Annotated in this window: 19 protein-coding genes; 7 read left to right on the top strand and 12 right to left on the bottom strand. The window is 62.6% G+C overall.

The annotated features are described in order from the left end of the window. Window positions 1–8 precede the first annotated feature (8 nt). Genes BJI47_RS04445 through BJI47_RS04435 form a run of 3 tightly spaced genes read right to left on the bottom strand, consistent with a single transcriptional unit; the run spans window position 9 to window position 2,218 of the window. Window positions 9–749 carry a queuosine precursor transporter gene (locus BJI47_RS04445; protein WP_088942594.1) on the bottom strand — a complete coding sequence of 247 codons (741 nt, stop codon included), beginning with the start codon at window positions 747–749 and terminating at the stop codon, window positions 9–11. A 58-nt stretch (window positions 750–807) separates the two neighbouring features. Then, window positions 808–1,695, bottom strand: a complete 888-nt coding sequence (gluQRS, locus tag BJI47_RS04440; RefSeq protein ID WP_088942593.1) for a tRNA glutamyl-Q(34) synthetase GluQRS — start codon at window positions 1,693–1,695, stop codon at window positions 808–810. 58 nt (window positions 1,696–1,753) lie between these two features. Beyond that, on the bottom strand, window positions 1,754–2,218 hold the full coding sequence (locus BJI47_RS04435; RefSeq protein ID WP_088942592.1) for an SRPBCC domain-containing protein: 465 nt from the start codon (window positions 2,216–2,218) through the stop codon (window positions 1,754–1,756). Window positions 2,219–2,357: 139 nt separating this feature from the next. Here BJI47_RS04435 and BJI47_RS04430 point away from each other — a divergent pair, with 139 nt between their 5' ends. Further along, on the top strand, window positions 2,358–3,785 hold the full coding sequence (locus tag BJI47_RS04430; RefSeq protein ID WP_088942694.1) for a radical SAM domain-containing protein: 1,428 nt from the start codon (window positions 2,358–2,360) through the stop codon (window positions 3,783–3,785). Between the two features lie 3 nt (window positions 3,786–3,788). Here the strand turns inward: BJI47_RS04430 and BJI47_RS04425 are convergent, their stop codons facing one another. Genes BJI47_RS04425 through BJI47_RS04410 form a run of 4 tightly spaced genes read right to left on the bottom strand, consistent with a single transcriptional unit; the run spans window position 3,789 to window position 7,673 of the window. Next, window positions 3,789–4,817, bottom strand: coding sequence for an ABC transporter ATP-binding protein (locus BJI47_RS04425; protein WP_088942591.1), 1,029 nt, complete (start codon window positions 4,815–4,817; stop codon window positions 3,789–3,791). Further along, window positions 4,814–5,584, bottom strand: coding sequence for an ABC transporter permease (locus BJI47_RS04420; RefSeq protein ID WP_088942590.1), 771 nt, complete (start codon window positions 5,582–5,584; stop codon window positions 4,814–4,816). The genes BJI47_RS04425 and BJI47_RS04420 overlap by 4 nt, the downstream gene beginning before the upstream one ends. Continuing rightward, window positions 5,581–6,414: an ABC transporter permease gene (locus BJI47_RS04415; protein ID WP_088942693.1), complete on the bottom strand. Its 834-nt coding sequence runs from the start codon at window positions 6,412–6,414 to the stop codon at window positions 5,581–5,583. Before BJI47_RS04415 ends, BJI47_RS04420 begins: the two co-directional genes overlap by 4 nt. After that, window positions 6,411–7,673: an ABC transporter substrate-binding protein gene (locus BJI47_RS04410; protein WP_254900383.1), complete on the bottom strand. Its 1,263-nt coding sequence runs from the start codon at window positions 7,671–7,673 to the stop codon at window positions 6,411–6,413. The genes BJI47_RS04415 and BJI47_RS04410 overlap by 4 nt, the downstream gene beginning before the upstream one ends. 153 nt (window positions 7,674–7,826) lie before the next feature. Between BJI47_RS04410 and BJI47_RS04405 the strand changes: the two genes are divergently transcribed. Continuing rightward, window positions 7,827–8,534 (top strand): TVP38/TMEM64 family protein, encoded by a 708-nt coding sequence (locus BJI47_RS04405; RefSeq protein WP_254900382.1) that lies wholly within the window; start codon window positions 7,827–7,829, stop codon window positions 8,532–8,534. Beyond that, complete coding sequence (locus BJI47_RS04400) at window positions 8,531–9,154, top strand: CDP-alcohol phosphatidyltransferase family protein (RefSeq protein WP_088942589.1); 624 nt, start codon at window positions 8,531–8,533, stop codon at window positions 9,152–9,154. The genes BJI47_RS04405 and BJI47_RS04400 overlap by 4 nt, the downstream gene beginning before the upstream one ends. Here BJI47_RS04400 and BJI47_RS04395 read toward each other — a convergent pair. The 3 genes from BJI47_RS04395 to BJI47_RS04385 are packed head-to-tail and all read right to left on the bottom strand — an operon-like array spanning window position 9,126 to window position 11,412. Further along, window positions 9,126–10,574 (bottom strand): NAD(P)/FAD-dependent oxidoreductase, encoded by a 1,449-nt coding sequence (locus BJI47_RS04395; RefSeq protein WP_254900381.1) that lies wholly within the window; start codon window positions 10,572–10,574, stop codon window positions 9,126–9,128. The two genes, BJI47_RS04400 and BJI47_RS04395, sit on opposite strands and share 29 nt — an antisense overlap. Further along, entirely contained in the window at window positions 10,571–10,849 is a 279-nt protein-coding gene (locus tag BJI47_RS04390) for a zf-HC2 domain-containing protein (protein ID WP_088942588.1), read from the bottom strand. The genes BJI47_RS04395 and BJI47_RS04390 overlap by 4 nt, the downstream gene beginning before the upstream one ends. Further along, window positions 10,846–11,412: an RNA polymerase sigma factor gene (locus tag BJI47_RS04385; RefSeq protein WP_088942587.1), complete on the bottom strand. Its 567-nt coding sequence runs from the start codon at window positions 11,410–11,412 to the stop codon at window positions 10,846–10,848. The genes BJI47_RS04390 and BJI47_RS04385 overlap by 4 nt, the downstream gene beginning before the upstream one ends. Window positions 11,413–11,495: 83 nt before the next feature. Between BJI47_RS04385 and BJI47_RS04380 the strand changes: the two genes are divergently transcribed. Continuing rightward, the gene (locus BJI47_RS04380; RefSeq protein ID WP_088942689.1) at window positions 11,496–12,152 is read left to right on the top strand and encodes a methyltransferase domain-containing protein; all 657 of its coding nucleotides are present in this window, start codon (window positions 11,496–11,498) and stop codon (window positions 12,150–12,152) included. Here the strand turns inward: BJI47_RS04380 and BJI47_RS24425 are convergent. Together BJI47_RS24425 and BJI47_RS04370 are read right to left on the bottom strand one after the other, a co-directional pair. Beyond that, window positions 12,140–12,862, bottom strand: a complete 723-nt coding sequence (locus BJI47_RS24425; RefSeq protein ID WP_088942688.1) for a hypothetical protein — start codon at window positions 12,860–12,862, stop codon at window positions 12,140–12,142. The two genes, BJI47_RS04380 and BJI47_RS24425, sit on opposite strands and share 13 nt — an antisense overlap. Window positions 12,863–12,943: 81 nt before the next feature. Next, window positions 12,944–13,906: a LysR family transcriptional regulator gene (locus tag BJI47_RS04370; RefSeq protein ID WP_088942586.1), complete on the bottom strand. Its 963-nt coding sequence runs from the start codon at window positions 13,904–13,906 to the stop codon at window positions 12,944–12,946. Window positions 13,907–14,006: 100 nt separating this feature from the next. On the opposite strand from BJI47_RS04370, the gene BJI47_RS04365 reads away from it, so the two are divergent. From BJI47_RS04365 to BJI47_RS04355, 3 genes are all read left to right on the top strand, one after another. Continuing rightward, window positions 14,007–15,398, top strand: a complete 1,392-nt coding sequence (locus tag BJI47_RS04365; RefSeq protein ID WP_088942585.1) for an MFS transporter — start codon at window positions 14,007–14,009, stop codon at window positions 15,396–15,398. Further along, window positions 15,395–16,141 (top strand): 3-hydroxybutyrate dehydrogenase, encoded by a 747-nt coding sequence (locus BJI47_RS04360; protein WP_088942584.1) that lies wholly within the window; start codon window positions 15,395–15,397, stop codon window positions 16,139–16,141. The genes BJI47_RS04365 and BJI47_RS04360 overlap by 4 nt, the downstream gene beginning before the upstream one ends. A gap of 155 nt (window positions 16,142–16,296) precedes the next feature. Then, window positions 16,297–17,475, top strand: a complete 1,179-nt coding sequence (locus BJI47_RS04355) for an IS30 family transposase (protein ID WP_217808487.1) — start codon at window positions 16,297–16,299, stop codon at window positions 17,473–17,475. Window positions 17,476–17,482: the final 7 nt, after the last annotated feature.

Raw genomic sequence — 17,482 nt, 5'->3', positions numbered from 1 at the left:
GTTTCGGCTCAGAGGTCGAGCGATGCCTGATAGCTGGGCTCGCGCTTCTTGATGTACCCGATGACCCGGTAGGTGACAGGAAGGAGCAATATCTCGACGAGTGTCTTCCACAGGAATCCGACGATGACGTAGTTGATGAAGTCAGCCCACGTGCTGATCCCGATGACTCCGGCCGCGATGGAGCAGAAAATGAGAGTGTCGAAGAATTCACCGACGATGGTCGAACCGATGAGCCGCGCCCACAGATGCTTCTCCTTGGTGCGTTCCTTGATGGCCACCAACACCAGCGAGTTGAGCATCTGGCCCACGAAGTAGCCGGCCAGACCGGCAATGACCAGCCGCGGAACCACCCCAACGACGGTTTCCAGTGACTCTTGGTTCTCGTAGAAGCTTGCGGCGGGCAGCTCGATGGTGATCCAGAAACAGACTGCGGCCAACACGATCGACCCGAAGCCGAGATAGATTGCACGCCTCGTCGCCTTGAAGCCGTACACCTCGCTGAGCACGTCGCCGAGGATGTACGCCAACGGAAAGAGGAAGAACGCCCCGTCTGTGTTGATCGGGAGGATCTGGAGCGGGCCGAGGAAGACTTCGCTGTCACCGAAGAATGCGACGCCCTTGCTGGCCGACACATTCGAGATGATCAGGGTCGCCACGAACAGGGCCACGATCGTTGGATAGTAACCACGGCTCACGTGCGCGAACTGCGCTACGGTATCGGGTTCGTCTGGGGTCTGTGGAGCTGTCACGTGCCCTATCCAAACACGCGCAATCCCAAGGTCCGAATCACTACCGAGGGAATATCCCTTATGTCTCGAATATCCACGGAGTACGGGGCAGCGAGTCCGGGTCCCAGCGCGTCAGCAGCTCGGCCGTCGTAACCGGTTCGTTCGGGCCGGCCATCTCGATCGACTGCGCCAGAACTGCGAGCACATCGTTCGGGCCGAGGCCGAGCGCAGCTTGATCCTCGAGGGTCACCGCACCATCGCGTTTGGCGAGTCGTTTCCCCGAAGAATTGATAGCAAGTGGCACATGAACGTAAGTGGGAGAGGGCAAGTGGAGTAGCGAGGCAAGATATGCCTGACGTGGCGAGGACGTCAACAAGTCGTCACCACGCACAACCTGGTCGATGCCCTGCTCTCCATCGTCGACGACGACAGCAAGGTTGTACGCCGCAACACCGTCCGATCGGCGGAGCACGAAATCGTCGACGAGCCCGTGAAATCGGCCGAGCAACGCGTCGTCGACGGAGAATTCGGTCACTTCGGAGCGCAATCTCAATGCGGGAGGGCGCGACATCGACGCTTTCTCGGTCGAGGTGAGGTTTCGGCACGTCCCCGGGTACGCCCCATCCGGCGCGTGCGGCGCTGATGCCGCCTCGAGAATCTCCTTACGGGTACAGAAGCACTCGTAGGTCCGCCCCGACTCCCGCAGCGACGTGATCGCGTCCTCGTACAACGCGGTGCGTCGAGACTGGCGGACGACAGTGCCGTCCCAGTCCAGTCCTATCGCTTGCAGATCGGCGAGCTGGCGCTCCTCGGCGCCGGGGCGGACGCGATCGAGATCCTCCATCCGCATCAGAAACTTCCGACCGGTCGATCGGGCGAACAACCAGGCCAGAAGCGCAGTGCGCAAATTTCCCAGGTGTAGATCTCCCGACGGACTGGGAGCGAATCGTCCTGCACCCGTGCTCATGAGATCACTCTAGTTTCGGTGCATCGATCGACGAAGCCCGGTGAGAGTCAGTGATCGGTCAAGAAGTAGCTTCGGCTGCCAGTCGACCCAGGGTGTCCGTGAGCTGCTCCTTGGTGACGAGCGGGAACTTGACCTGCTCGAGCAGCTTCTTATCGGTCACTTTCGACCAGTCGTAGGTGTGGCGCACCAAGGTCTCGTTCGGCCCCTGCGACTCCATTTCCCACAGCCACTCCCATCCGGGAGACTCCGTGCCCGCGGGTGCGGTCTTCCAGGCCAGCAACTTGTCTTTCGCGTATCCGGAAACATGGTTGTCGGTTTGGTAATCGCCGCCCATGTGATCGCCCGCCATGTTCATCGTGAACACCTCGCCGACCTTCTGGATCCGATCGGCATGGTCCACGCCGCGAATAAAACCGGAGCCGTCGAGCGCCTGATGTCGCTCGGGATTGGACAGAACATCGAAGACTGCGTCGACGGGCGCCTCGATGGTGCGTTCGACTGTGATCTTTGCGTTGTCGGTCATACCTCCACCATGCCTAAGGTCTTTTCACTCGGCAACCTCGGTCGCCCCGGATGTCGACGTGACTGCTTCGTGTTCGCGCAACTGGAACGATGAACACTGCGCACCGGGTTACCTGACCATGGAGACGACGAGGCCGACAATGTGGAGGAAAGCGCGGGCCTTCGCGCGTCGGATAGAGGTGCGTTACCGGCCGGTCGACCCTAGAACCCGTGCTGCATTGGACGCGAGATGGGCGGCCCTACCCGCGACGGCACGAACGCCGGCGCAGACGCTCGGTCGGCATGCTGTCGGCTGCGAGGGCACTCACGGAGTGTTTCCGAAGTGCAACCTCACGTGCAGCCCGTGCTATCACAGCGCCGACGCGAACAAGGTCCGCGTCGACGGCAAGCACACCCTTGTCGAGATCGAGGCGCAGCTGAAGTTTCTGGCATCGCGCCGAGGCCCGCGGGCACACGCACAGTTGATCGGCGGGGAAGTCAGCTTGCTGGCTCCCGACGACCATGCTGCAGCGCTGCAGATCATGCGGGACTACGGACGCGAGCCGATGTCGTTCACACATGGGGACTTCGACTACGAGTATCTGCAGGCCGTCGTCCTCGATGCCGACGGCAACGCCAGGTTCGGGCGAGTCTCCTTCGCTGCGCATTTCGACAAGCTGATGCGTGGACGAAGCGGAATCCCGCGTCCGCGAACGGAAGCCGAGCTCACGCCCTATCGTCGCCGATTCGCGGAGATGTTCACTCGGTTGAAAAGCGAACACGGCATTGCGTCGTACCTCGCACACAACATGACCGTCACCCCGGACAACATCGACGAGGTCGCGGATGTCGTCGGCGACGTGGTGGGCATGGGCGGATATTCGATGGTCTCCTTTCAGCCCGCGGCGTTCGTCGGCGACGAGCGACGGTGGCACGGTGACTACCGCGAGATCGACATCGATACGGTCTGGGAGCAGATCGAACGCGGTATGGAGCAGCCTATTTCGTACGAGGCGATCCAGTTCGGTGACCCACGCTGTAACCGAACAGCTCTGGGGTTCATGGTCGGCGAGAAGTGGCATTCGTTTCTCGATACGACCCTCGCTGTCGAGAGCAGTACTCGTGACGAGTTCTTCACCCATCTGGGCGGGGTGAACTTCGGCGGCTCCGGTCCGCTTACCTTGGTTCTGAAATTATTTCGGGTGCTGGTGGGTCATCCGCACGGTGTCGTCGTGGCGGTGAGGTGGGCTGCGAGCGTACTGCGGCGATGCGGCGGCCCTCGAACGCTGTTGCTCGCTCTGCTCCGCAAGGAAGTGCGCCCGATGACATTCGTCGTGCACCGCTTCATGGATGCCGAAAATGTTGCCCCTGCATGGCAATTGATGCAGGACGGTCAAGTTTCATCCGATCCTGTGCTGCGGGAAACGCAGGATAGGTTGGCGGCATGCACCTATTCGATGGCACATCCCGAAACCGGTGAGCTGGTGCCGGCGTGTGTGCAACATTCGGTGCTCGATCCGGGTGAGAATCAGGAACTACGCCGACTGCTTCCCTTGACGGTGTCTCATTCCCCCGGATGCTGTGGCTGAGAATCAGCGAAAAATCACGGCCCTCGCCTCGGGCGGAATCTCCAATGAAATCGTCTCGCCTACTCGCGTCTTCGCCCCGGCGGGTAGCTCGACTTTGACGCTGGCTCCGCCGATTCTTACGTCAGCGATGCTCCGGAAGCCGGTTGGACGCAGTGCCGCCACAACACCTCGAACCTCGGAAGTGCCCACCACACGGATCATTTCGTGACGCAGTAGAAGCACCGCAGACCCGTCACCGAAGGCGGCATCGACCTCGAAATCTCCGATAGCGGAACGATGAACGCCGCCGGCGAGGTGTCCGTCGATCTCGTTGAGTCCGCCCATGAGACGGTTGACGGCCAGTGTGCTGGGGCGGGTGTAGGCGGACGCAACGTCCGAATGGTGTTGTAATTCGCCGTCGATGAGTACGGCTACCGAATCGGCCAGTGCCGCAGCTTCCTGCTGATCGTGAGTGACCAGTACGAGCGTCTGGTCGAGTTCGGTGCGAATCTCCCGAACGAGGTCGTGCATCTCCGTCCGCAGGAGGGGGTCGAGCGCACTGAAAGGCTCGTCTAGGAGCAGCACCCGCGGTGAACCGGCGAGGGATCTGGCCAACGCCACTCGTTGTGCTTGACCACCCGAAATGTCGGAAACCGATCGATCGCCGATGTCACCGAGATGGACCAGCTCGAGGTACCTGTGCGCCTGTTCGCGGGCATGACTTCGCTTGTGGCCTGCGGCGCGGTAGGCGAAGCCGATGTTGTCGACAACGGACATGTGCGGAAAGAGCATCGGGCGTTGGAATACCATCCCGACGCCTCTTTCTTCTGCCGGGACTCCGGTGACGTCGACGCCATCGATGCGGATGGTTCCCGTCGTCGGTGCATCGAGGCCTGCGATCATCCGAAGTACAGTGCTCTTCCCAGAACCGGACGGGCCGAGTATCACCGTGCATGAACCCGGTCGAACAGTCAGATCCAACGATGTCAATGCCGAACTCGTTTGGCCTGAATGAACTTTGGTGAGTCCGTGAACCGATAGTTCGACGCTCATCGGGCTGTCCTCCTTCCGAGACGCGAGAGCAGCGTTATCAGCGCGAGAGGGGGCACTATGGCTGCGATCGACAATGCGGCTACGACGGCGTCGTTTCCGGTCCCTGCAGCGAACGAGGCTACCAATATCGGCACCGTCACCAGCCTGCCACCGCCGACCAACAACGTGATCACGTAGTCGCTCCATCCCACGAGAAAAGCGAGCAAGGCAGATCCGGACAGTGCCGGCGCCAGCAACGGAATTCTGATCTGCCACAGGATCATCGACTTCGAAGCACCCAGCATTCGCGCTTCCTCCTCGTACCGTGAGTCGTATGCACCGAAGGCCACCCGCATCAGATAGGTGGTGTAGGGAATCGCGGCCACGGAGAGCAGCACGATCACCGCGAGCGTGCTCGGAATTCGTGCGCGCAGAATCACTACATTCAAACCGAGCGCTACCGCGAAGGGTGGCAGTGCGAGCGGAGCGAACAGTATTGCCGCGACGACGCCAGGGAAGTGCACATCGCCGCGTGCGAGGGCCCGGGCCGCACATGCTCCCAACGGCGTTGCGATCGCGGCGACAGTCAGGGCGAGACCCGTAGATCTCAAAAAGGCTTGTGTTCCGCCCGCCGCGACGGCGCTACGCACTCCGTCCACTCCCCATTCCTGTGGCAGCACAGCGGGGAACGACCACTGATTGCTCACCGCCCACAGACCTATCGGGATGAGGGGCAGCACGAACCACACCACCAGAAGCAACCGCCCCGTGGGCCGAGTCGCCGTCATTTCCACACCGCCGATCTGCGGAGATAGTTGAGCGTGACCGCGGCCACGACAATCGCCAGTGCAGCGGCAACCATCGCAGCGGCCGCAGCTTGGGGGCGGGCAGCGAGGTCGATCGAGGTGAACAATCGAATTGCCATGACGGACAATGGTTCCGGATAGGGCCGACCGAGAATCCGGGCCACTTCGTAGGACCCGACGGTGTAGGTGAAGGTTATTGCAGCCGACGCTGCCAGAGCCGGCCGCAGCAGCGGCAGCGTGACCAAGCGGAAGCGTGCCCATCGTCCCGCACCGAGAGTGGCCGCCGTCTCGTCGAATCCTGCCACCCGAGTTGCCAGGGTGCCGGCCACGACGATGGCGACGAACGCCGATTCCTTCCAAGCGTATTCGAGTGCGACGGCAATCCACCAGCGTCCACCGACAAGCTCCGGCCATCCGCCGTCGGTGAGCCCGAAGATGCGCGGGAGCAGTCCTGAGTCGGCGAGCAGCAAACCCATGGCGGCCGCACCGATCAGATGGGGTACGGCCAACGTCAGCGCCGCGGCGATCAACACCGTTCGGTTACCGGACAGCACCGTCGATGCTGCCGCAAGACCGATCAATGTAGCCAGCACAGTCGAGACTGTCGCGACGGCAAGAGTGAGCGCGAGAGAACTCCAGAGATCTCCACCGAGGGCAGAATAGGCATCGAGGGTGAGTGCGGGCCGTCCCACCAGAGGCATCAGGCCGAGACTCTGCAGCAGGGCAGCTCCGAGGCCACCGCCGACCACCAGTAAAACCGGAATCACCGCTGGAAGCACCCAGAGGGTGCTGCGTACCTTTCGCTGGCTCACTGCCCCGCGAGAACGGATCGCCGCCACCCCTCGTCCAGCGGCGTGACCCACTCCGCGGCCAGTTCGGGATGAGCGTTGGCCGAGAGGTCCTCGTATGGCGGGAGGACAGGGGAGGCCGGGAGCGCCTCGAACTGCGCCCTGACTTCCGGTGTCAGGCGGGAAGTGTCCAGCACTGTGAACTGGCCCCATACATCTGGTTCGGATTTGGCGAGCTGCTGCTCCGGTGACAGTGCGATGTTGGCGACGACCTGCGCTGCCGCGGACTGCCCCGACGTCGACGGGATCGCCAGGAAGCTCGCGTTGCCGACGGTGCCCTCATCGAGGGTCAGGATGCGCGTCTCGGGGGGATAGGTGCCGTCGGCGACAAGTTGTGGCAGCGTCGCGGGCCCATAGGTCATGGTCATGTCCACCTGCCCGCCTGCATACAGGTCGTCGAGTTCGCTCGATGACTGCGGATACGTGGTGCCCCCGCGCCAGAGCGACGGTGCAAGGGTGTTCAGCCGATCGAACACGGCCGGCGCGAGAGAATCGTAGGTGTCCTGATCGAACTGGGCGGGCACCTTGTCGACGCCGCCGGACTGGTTCACCAGAGCCTCACGGACGAACACCGAACCGGTGAAATCCGGGGGCGCAGGGTAGGTGAAGCGGCCGGGGTTGGCCTCGGCCCAGTCGAATACTTCGTCCAAAGTGCGGGGTGGGTCCGCTATCGCAGCCGAGTTGTAGACCAGCGTGAACTGCGCCTTGTGCCAGGGTGCTTCGCAGTTGTTCACCGGCGTCCCGAAATCGCTGCTCAGTAGCGGATCCTCGGGGTCCGTGTACTCCATGTTCGGTAGATTTTGTGTCCAATCACAAAGCCACGCACCTGCCAGCTGGCCGGTCCCGAAATTTGCGCCGTTGACCCACACCAGGTCGACCTCGCCATCGGTGACACCTGCTTGCCGCTCGGAGAGAATCCGGTTGACGGCGTCGGTGGTGGATTCGACGGGCACACGACGCAGCGTGACCCCTGCGGCTGCGGCGGCGGGGGTGAGGACGTTGTCGACGTACGTATTGCCCTGTTCGTCACCGCCGTACATCCACAGTGAGACTGTTTTCCCCTGCGCTTGCTGTTCGATCTCGCTCCAGGACAGTGCCTCGGCGACCGGCGCTTCGGAAGACGGGGCTGCGCACGAGGACAGGACCAACCCCACGCTCGCGGCAACCACCAGGGCCGCGAACGCGTACTTTCTCGGTCGACGGGTATGAGATCGAGAAAACAACGTGGGCCTCCTGGTCCGAGGATGCAGACAGAGTCGACGCTGCCTGACCCACGGTAATCGGTCGAATCCGGTGATAGGGGAACACACTGGGGTAGTCGAGGACTTCCCGTCGTAGAAGAACTGTTTGTGTGTCGAGCACGAGAGGTAGCAATTGTGAATCAGGACCCCCGGCCGGCACGTAGCCGTTTTACCGCGATCAAGCTGGCAACTGCTGCCGCCGTGATCGCGGTGGTCGTCATCGTGGCCGCGACTGTGGACCTTCCGGACCCGGAGTCGATACGAACTCTGGTCGCGGACGCAGGTGCGTGGGGGATCGTTGCGTTCGTAATTCTGTATGTCGTGCTGTCGGCGACGCCATTCCCAGCGAGCGCCCTCACCATCGCTTCCGGATTGCTGTTCGGGTTGGCGGTCGGTGCAACGGTGGTGGTCGTGGCTGCAACCGGAGGCGCCTATGTGGGTTATTGGGCGGCGCGTGCGCTCGGCCGTGGATCGGTTGCACGCTCCGAGTGGGGCAAGCTCCGCAGGTTGGACGCCATGCTCGGGCGACGCGGTTTGATGTCGGTGTTCATCGTCCGCTTGATCCCCCTGTTTCCATTTTCGGTGGTCAACTACGCGGCGGGTATCAGCGCCGTGGGCCAGCGTGACTACCTACTCGGCACGGCGGTCGGCATCATCCCGGCCACAGTCGGTTTCACCGCCCTCGGAGCGTACGGAACCTCTCCGCTGTCCTGGCCGTTCGCCGCTGCGCTGGTGGCCGTCCTCGTGATCGGCGTCGGGTCGTCGTTGGCTGCCAAACGTCTCGCCCTGAGGAGTGATCCGGAACCCAACGGCCCACATCTCGACGGCATCGCGGCCCCATGATCGACAGCTATCTGCGTCGCAAACTCGAGGTGCCGCTGGATCGGTGTGCCCGGATCCTCGACATCGACCAGGTCACCCCGGACCGAATCACTGCGGTCGGTCTGCTGCTGGGGCTGGGTAGCGCAGTGGCCGCTGGACGGCAGTTCTGGCTACTCGCGTTGGGGCTGTGGATACTCTCGCGCCTTGCCGACGGACTCGACGGACCACTGGCCCGTAGACGACTCCGCGGTGGCGGACCAACCTCCGGTGCGGGCGGGTTCTTCGACATCACAGCGGATTTCACCGTCTACGGAGCCACGGTCGTGGGCGTCGCGTTCGGGGCGTCGGCCGGTTACGACGCCCCGTGGTGGCCGTTTCTACTGGTGTTGCTGACGTATTACATCAACGGCACAGCGTTTCTCGCGTTCTCCTCCATCGCAGAAAAAACGGGCAGAACGCTCGACGACGGCCGCTCCCTGTCGTTTCTGGGTGGGTTGGCCGAAGGGGCGGAAACGATTGCCGTGCACAGTCTCTGGCTGCTGTTCCCGGTAGCGTCCTGGCAGATCGCAACGGTATGGGCGGCGGTGGTAGCGGTCAGTTCGGGTCAACGCATCATTTCCGGCTACCGCGCTCTCTCCTGACGATCCACCTACCTCGGGCCTTCGCGAGGGTGTTCAGTGCGCGAGATACAACTGGAGTGCTCAACTGCGAACGGACGTCGCCGACCGCAGCGTTCCACGGCCCGTCGTTGTACGTCGGATACGGGTGGGTGGCGCCGGCGAGATCGCGAGTGCGCAGGCCCTGCTTGACAGCGAGAATCAGTTCGCCGATGGTTTCGCCCGCCCGTGGCCCCACCACGCTGGCACCGACGATGCGGCGCTTGCCGTCGAGCACCAGCGTCGTGAAGCCGGTAGTTTTGCCCTCGGTGACCGCGCGATCGACGTCGTCGTGTCCGAGCGTCTGCAATCGCAACCCGGGGATACGCTTCGCTGTGCGCACATCGATTCCTGCCGAAGCGATTTCGGGATCGGTGAAAGTGACGCGCGGAGTGCCGGTCTTGTCGATCTTCCGGAGCACACCGAGTACGGCGTTGCTCGCCGCGAGGCTGCCGTGCATCCCTGCCACATGAGTGAACTGTGGGTGACCGGTCAGATCTCCGGCGGCCCAGATGCGGGGATTGGTGGTGCGGAGATGATCGTCGACCACGACGAAACCGTGCTCTTCCAGTGACACCCCGGCGGCGTCCAGGCCCAACCCCGTGGTTCGAGGAGTGCGGCCCGTGGCTACGAGGACTTTGTCGAAGGTACACGCGAGACCGGTATCGGTGATGGCCTCCCCGTCTTCGATTCGGGTGACCGTCGTAGAGGTCAGAATGTGCACTCCCTCATCGGTGAGCGCTGCGGACAGTATTGCCGATGCCGAGGCGTCCTCCCTCGGAAGAATGGTCTCGGCCCGACCGATGAGGGTGACAGCCGAGCCGAATCGGGCAAAGGCCTGAGCCATTTCGCAGCCGACGGTGCCGGCCCCGATGATGAGCAGCCGTTCCGGCAGAGATGTCAGGGACCACAGTGTCTCGCTGGTGAGGTAGGCCGTCGAGTCCAATCCTGAGATCGACGGTATCGATGGACTGGCACCGGTGGTGACGAGGGCCTGGCCGAAACGCAAGGACCCCGATCCGACGGCCACGGTGCCGGGTCCGGTGAACACGGCATCACCGGCGACGACGGTCACCCCCGCTTCGGTGAGCGCTTCCGGAGAATCGATCGGGGCGATCTCGGCGATGGCGTGCTGCACGTGCGCCATGACACGGGGAAAGTCCACGCGCGGCTCGCCGGCGTCGATCCCGAAGCTGTGCGCGTCCCGGATCGTGGCGGCTGTCGATGCCGCCGCCAGTAGTGCCTTGGACGGGACGCACCCGGTCCACAGGCAGTCACCGCCGGGCCGCTCCCGCTCGATCAGTACGACGCGCACGCCGAAGCCAGCAGCAGTCTTGGCTGCAACGATGCCTGCTGTTCCGCCGCCCACCACGACGACATCGGCTTCGGTCGGCATGAAACTCATGACATGTCACCTCGGGTGAGCCGATCCACGAATTTTCGAGCATGCTCGACGCTCGTTGCATCGGGCATCGTTCGTACGGTCCAGCGGGCCAACGCCCCGTCGATCTGCCTGAACTCGTCCTCTGCGGCCCGGCACCTGGCGCACACAGCCAGGTGAGCCTCGAGCCTGCGCACTTCGGACGGATCGAGGTGGGCCGCCGGATCGGCGTCGAGATAACGCTGTAACCGTCGAGCCGACCAATGGCAGGTCAGCATCATCCGCGCGGTCTTCATCATGGCTTTCCCTTTCCGGTGGCAGAGGCGAATGCGGGCCGAAGGTGGCGTCGAACCCGATCACGGGCTCGGCTCAGTCGCGACATCACCGTTCCGACCGGGACGCCCAAGACATTCGCGGCCTCGGCGTAGGTCAGTTGATCGACGTCGATCAGCAACAGAACCGTCCGAAATTTCGGGTCCAGCGACCCGACTGCCCGCTCGAGGTCGTCGGACAAGATCGATGTCATGACTCTCTCCTCGGTTCCGAGTTCCTCGACGCCGAACGCGGGCCGGGTGGACAGGTAGTCGCCGATCTCGGCGAATGTGTCCGGCCGCTGACGTCGGTGCATATTCATGTTGGTGTTGCGCAGGATGGTCAGCAACCAGGCCCGAGGGTGGCGCCCGTCGAAGCTATCGACGCTGCGCCACGCGCGTATGAGCGTCTCCTGTACGAGGTCCTCGGCTTGCGAGGGACCGGTCAACGTGGCGGCAACGCGCAAGAGCACCTCGATCTCCGGTTCGACGTAAAGACGAAAATTACGTGCCTGAGCGTCGTCGACGGCATCGGATTCGGTTTCGGGCACAGCTATGGAACCCTTCGAGTGTCTTGCGGTGTTCCCATAACGACAGAGTGTGCCCCGCAGGCCTCGACGAAATGGACCGACCGATGAAGAAGCCGATGCCGTACACGATTTCGGCGCGCATGTACGACGTCATTTCCTTCGAGTGGCCGATCTATCGCGCTGGTCGCACGGCAGCGATCGATCTGATGGCTCTTCCATCGGGCAGTCATGTTCTCGACGTCGGCTGCGGAACCGGTCTCAACTTCGCTTTGCTGCAGCGGCACATCGGGCCGACAGGTTCGATCACCGGAGTCGATTCGAGCCCGCAGATGCTCGAGCAGGCCAGGCGGCGCGCTACCTCCGCTGGGTGGGAGAACGTCACCCTCGTCGCAGCCGACGCCACCGCACTCGGTTCTACGGACTCGGGGGACGACGTCCCGTTCGACGCGGCCATCAGTACCTACGCGTTGTCGCTGATGGCTCGGTGGGAGGTTGCACTCGACGCGATGATCTCCGCTACCCGGGCGGGGGGAGTGGTAGCCGTCGTAGACATGCAGAAACCCGTCGGATGCGCAGAATTATGGACACCGCTGGCGCGCCTGGCGTGCCGGCTCGGTGGATCCGACATCGACGCTCACCCCTGGACTGCAATGCCTGCGCGGTTGAATGCAATGCAAACGGCATCGGTGCGCGGCGGTCACATCCAGGTGCGCGTTGGGTCGGTCCCCTCGGCGACCGCCGGCGGTAGTCATTTCTTTTGACGTCGGCTACCGGCGTGCCAGTCTTGCTGCGTACCGACTTCGTCCTCCTGGACACCCAGGGCCTTCAGTTGTGGAAGCTCACGCATGCTGCGCTTCATTTCGGCGAATCCGGGGAAGCGTGCGAGTCCGATCACGTTGTCCCACAGAGGTACTGCATCCTCGTCACTGGGTAATCTGCTGATCACCGGGCCGAAGAATGCAACTCCGTCCGGAGGCTCGAAGGCAATGATCGGTGTGCCGACGTCCTTGCCGGTCAGCGAGAGCGCGTGGTCGGTCTCGGCACGAATTTCCTCGTCCAACGAGGAATCATCCAGTGCGCCGGTGTGCCGAGTCGGCAAGCCCAGTTGTTCGAGAATCGGTGCCAGGAATGCCGCGGTGCCGCGATAGCCGTGGCTCGCAGCGTCGTCGGAAACCACATCGGTATCGAAAATCTGCGCACCTAGGGCGGCATACAGTGGCCCGATCACAGCAGTCCCGTGCTCGCGCCGAATGTCTGCGGCGGCTCTCAGTAGTCGTAGACCTGCCGTGTGGCCGGCCTCGTACTCAGGTGGAAAGTGAGACGCGTAGTCGATGTGAGAGTTGAGCAGGCGCAGGGAGATGAAGCGCCAATCGACCGTGTAATCACGCTGCGCCTGCACCTTACGAACCCATTTGCTTGTCATCCATGCGAACGGGCACACCGGATCGAAATAGAAGTCGATATCGGACATCGAGAAATCCTCCCTGTCAGACGGAAATCCTGTGTGCACGACGGTATACGCAGGGCGCACTTCGTACCTCCGGACAGACGGTCAACACTCGGCCAGCCCCAACAACGCCGGACGCTGCTCGTCGACGATGGTTCGGATCGCTTCCACGAGCGCCGCGACTTCGGGGCGGCGCAGTGTCTCACTGCGTGTGACGAGCCAGTACGTGAGCCGAACAGTGACAGCGTCGTGCAAGATTCGGACGAGGTCGTCGTGGCGATCGGCCATGAAGCACGGCAGCAGACCGATACCTGCTGCCGCGCGGGTGGCCTCGACGTGAACGAAGACGTTGGTGGAGGTCACCGATTCACGCATCGTCGGAGTGAAACTCGGGGCCAGATCCAGGTCGTCCACCTGCAGCATCGAGTCGATGAAGTAGATGAACGGGTGGGCGGACAATTCATCGAGAGTCTGCGGAGTCCCGTGCTCGTCGAAGTATGCGCGTGAGCCGTACAACCCGAGGCGATAGTCACCGAGACGGAAAGCCTGTGCGCGATGGACTTGGGGCTCGCCGACGACGACCTCGATATCGAGTCCGGACCGCTGCTGGGACGCTCGACGGGTCGTCGCAACGATTTCGACGGCCACGCTGGGATTCCGTCGCTGCACCCGAGCCGCGGCCGGGGCGATGATGTACGCGCTGAAACCGTCGGTTGCCGAAATTCTGACGACTCCTTCGAGCGACTCGGCATCGTCACCGCGCGTCACCAATCCCCGCACCACCGATTCGACGGCTTCCGCTGCGGCCAGCGCCCGACGCCCGAGCTCGGTCAGCTCCCACCCGCCTGAGCTCCTGGTCAGAACGCGACCCCCGAGCGTCGATTCGAGGACGGCGATGCGCCTGGAGATGGTCGTGTGGTTGACGTCCAGCTCAGCGGCGGCAGAACTGTATCGACCGGTCCGTCCGACGGCCAGGAGCACGAGAAGGTCGTCGGCGCTCGGTAGTCGACCGGTCGGGGATGACGTCATCTCTGCATATTTGCAGATCGCACCTGCGATCTTGGCCATTGCATCGCAATTGCTCTGCATCAATACTCGAGATACCAAGCATGTGTGTGGGCCGTCACAATCGGTACGCCACTCATCCCGGATCACACGAGGAGTGTCAATGAGCGTGGACGAACGATCACACAGCGGTCCGGACCCGGACGCAGCCCCGACCGGACTCAAGAAGGTCGTCGCGGCGTCGATGGCAGGCACCATCGTCGAGTGGTACGAGTTTTTTCTCTACGGCACTGCAGCGACGCTGGTGTTCTCGAAGATCTTCTTCGCAGCCGGCACCAGCGAACTCGATGCCATTCTCGCTGCATTCGTCACTTACGCCGTCGGATTCGTCGCTCGCCCGCTCGGCGGTATCGTCTTCGGTCACTACGGGGACAAGTACGGTCGAAAGAAGTTACTGCAGTTCAGTCTGGTGCTCGTCGGCGGTGCGACGTTCCTCATGGGATGCCTCCCCACCTTCAACCAGATCGGCTACTGGGCCCCCGCGCTTCTCGTGCTGCTCCGATTCATCCAGGGCTTCGCAGTCGGTGGCGAATGGGGTGGCGCGGTTCTGCTTGTGGCAGAACACAGTCCGAACAAGAGTCGCGGATTCTGGGCAAGCTGGCCGCAGGCAGGCGTCCCCGCCGGAAACCTCCTCGCCACCGTCGTCCTTCTCGTTCTGACCACAATACTTTCCGACGCAGCCTTCCTCAGCTGGGGCTGGCGCGTCGCATTCTGGCTTTCCGCCGTCATCGTGTTCGTCGGCTACTACATTCGCACCAAGGTCACCGACGCCCCGATCTTCCTCGAAGCACAGAAGCAGGCCGAGGTCATCAAGGCCGCGTCGTACGGGGTCTTCGAGGTCGTGAAGCGTTATCCGCGTGGCGTTCTCACCGCAATGGGTCTTCGGTTCGGCGAAAACGTCATGTACTACCTCGTCGTCACGTTCACCATCACCTACCTCAAAGTCGAGGTCGGCACCGACACCCAGACGATCCTGTGGTGGATGCTCGCGGCTCACGCCGTCCATTTCGCCGTCATTCCGCTGGTAGGACGTCTAGCCGACCGTATCGGTCGACGGCCGGTCTACCTGTTCGGTGCACTGACCGCCGGCACCTGGGGCTTCTTCGCATTCCCGATGTTCAACAGCGGGCACAACGCCGTCATCATGCTCGCCATCATCATCGGCCTGGTCTTCCACGCCTTCATGTACGCCACCCAGCCGGCGATCATGGCCGAAATGTTCCCGACGCGTATGCGTTACTCCGGCGTCTCCCTGGGCTATCAGGTCACCTCGATCGTCGCCGGCTCGCTCGCGCCGATCATCGCAGTGTTCTTGCTGAACAGGTACGGATCCTCGGTCCCGATCGCGTGGTACCTGGCCGGTGCGTGCACCATCACGCTGGTTGCGGTCATCGCTGCCCGTGAAACCAAGGGGCTTGCGCTGGAGTCCATCGATATCGCAGACGCCAAAAACCTTGCAACGGAGTCAGAACTGGCCAAGGCGGGACTGAAGTGACGGACCTGACCGGGAAGACCGCGCTCGTTACCGGTGGGGCAGGCGGCATCGGAGCAGCGTGTGCCCGAATGCTCGCTGATCGGGGCGCGAGAGTCACCATCGCCGACGTCGACGAAGTCGCGGCGAAGGAGTTGGCATCGGAACTGCGCGGGGAGTCGTGGGCGGTGGATCTATCGGACGTCGCGGCTTTGGAGAACCTCTCCCTCGACACCGACATCCTGATCAACAATGCCGGCATACAAACAGTCTCGCCGATAGTCGATTTCGATCCAGCAGCATTTCGTCGGATCCAGACGCTGATGGTCGAAGCGCCCTTCCTTCTCGTTCGAGCTGCGTTGCCGCGCATGTACTCTCGTGGCTTCGGCCGGATCGTGAACATTTCCTCTGTCCATGGACTTCGTGCCTCGGCTTTCAAAGTTGCCTATGTCACGGCCAAACACGGCCTCGAAGGACTGTCGAAAGTCACCGCGCTCGAAGGTGGCCCGCACGGAGTGACGAGCAACTGCGTCAATCCGGGCTACGTCAGAACCCCGTTGGTCGAGAAACAGATCGTCGATCAGGCTGCCGCACACGGTATTCCGGAAGAAGAGGTGCTCGAGCAGGTCATGCTGACCGAAAGCGCCATCAAGCGACTCGTCGAACCGTCGGAGGTTGCCTCGCTGGTCGGATGGTTGGCGTCCGCCGACGCGGGCATGGTCACCGGTGCGTCCTACACCATGGACGGTGGGTGGTCGGCGAAATAGTTCGCCGGCTCGAGTTCGTGACCGCCGGCCGTTTTGCTCTTTACCGCCGGCTGTTTGGCCTCTCTACCGCCGGCTTGAAAGGACCCTTCCAGCTATCTGGGCAATCTCAAGTGGTCGTTGCAACACAGCTCCTGACCTGAGGAGATGTCGAGCAGATGCCACGACGTGTTGTCCCGAATCGCGCAGAAGTAGTCGCTAAGTTCCATGCCATGCGAGATTCGGGTGCTTCAGTGATCCACGCGTCGGCCGCTGCCGGCGTCAGCCGCACCACCGGCAAGCGGTGGATAGATCAGAAGGCAGGAATCGTCCGCGGGGCCAAACGGGTCCGGCCCGAACCCAGCGGACGATTCCTCTCGCAAGCCGAACGAGAGGAAATCGCGATCGGCACCGCGATGGGACTAACCCAGACCGATATCGCCGACCTGATCGGACGTCACAAGTCCGTCGTCTCCCGCGAACTCAAACGCAACACCAACCTTGGCGGCACCTACCGATCAGTGTCCGCACACCAGCGAGCGGACACACGCGCCCGCCGACCCAAGGCCGCGAAACTCGCCGACCGCAACAGTGAGCTCCGCACAGAAGTCGTCCGCAGACTCCGCAAAAAGTGGTCACCACAACAGATCTCGGCGACACTGAAGATCGACTACCCCGATCGACCGGAGATGCACGTGTCGCACGAAACGATCTACAACGCCATCTACGTCCAAGCCAAAGGCGAACTCAAAGCCGAAGTCGCCGATGCACTACGGACCGGGCGGGCGCATCGCCGCAAACACGGCCGGGTACCCAGCAACGCTCATCACATCCCCGACAAAACGCTGATCTCCGAACGACCCGACGACGTCGAAGACCGCACAGTACCCGGGCACTGGGAAGGCGACCTGATCCTCGGTGCCGGCAACAAATCGGCGATCGGCACCCTCGTCGAGCGCACGTCACGGTTCACCATGCTGCTCCACCTGCCGCACTCGCACAATCTCGACGCCGTCCGAGACGCGATGATCGAGGCAATCCGGTCGATGCCTGCGGTACTCAAACAGTCGGTGACCTGGGATCAAGGTCTCGAAATGCGTCGGCATGCAGAAATCACTATGGCCACCGACATGGCAATCTACTTCTGCGACCCCCACAGTCCCTGGCAGCGCGGAACGAACGAAAACACCAACGGACTCCTGCGGCAATACTTCAAAAAAGGCACCGACCTGTCCGTGCACACCGCCGAACGACTCCAAGCGGTCGCCGCTGAACTCAACGACCGCCCCCGGAAAACACTAGGCTGGAAATCACCAGCAAAAGTGATCAACGAGTTAGTCGTTGCAACAACCACTTGAAACCGCC

The sequence above is a fragment of the Rhodococcus sp. 1168 genome (assembly GCF_002091955.1).
Lineage (GTDB): Bacteria > Actinomycetota > Actinomycetes > Mycobacteriales > Mycobacteriaceae > Rhodococcoides.
This window is presented reverse-complemented; position numbering and strand designations above follow the sequence as displayed.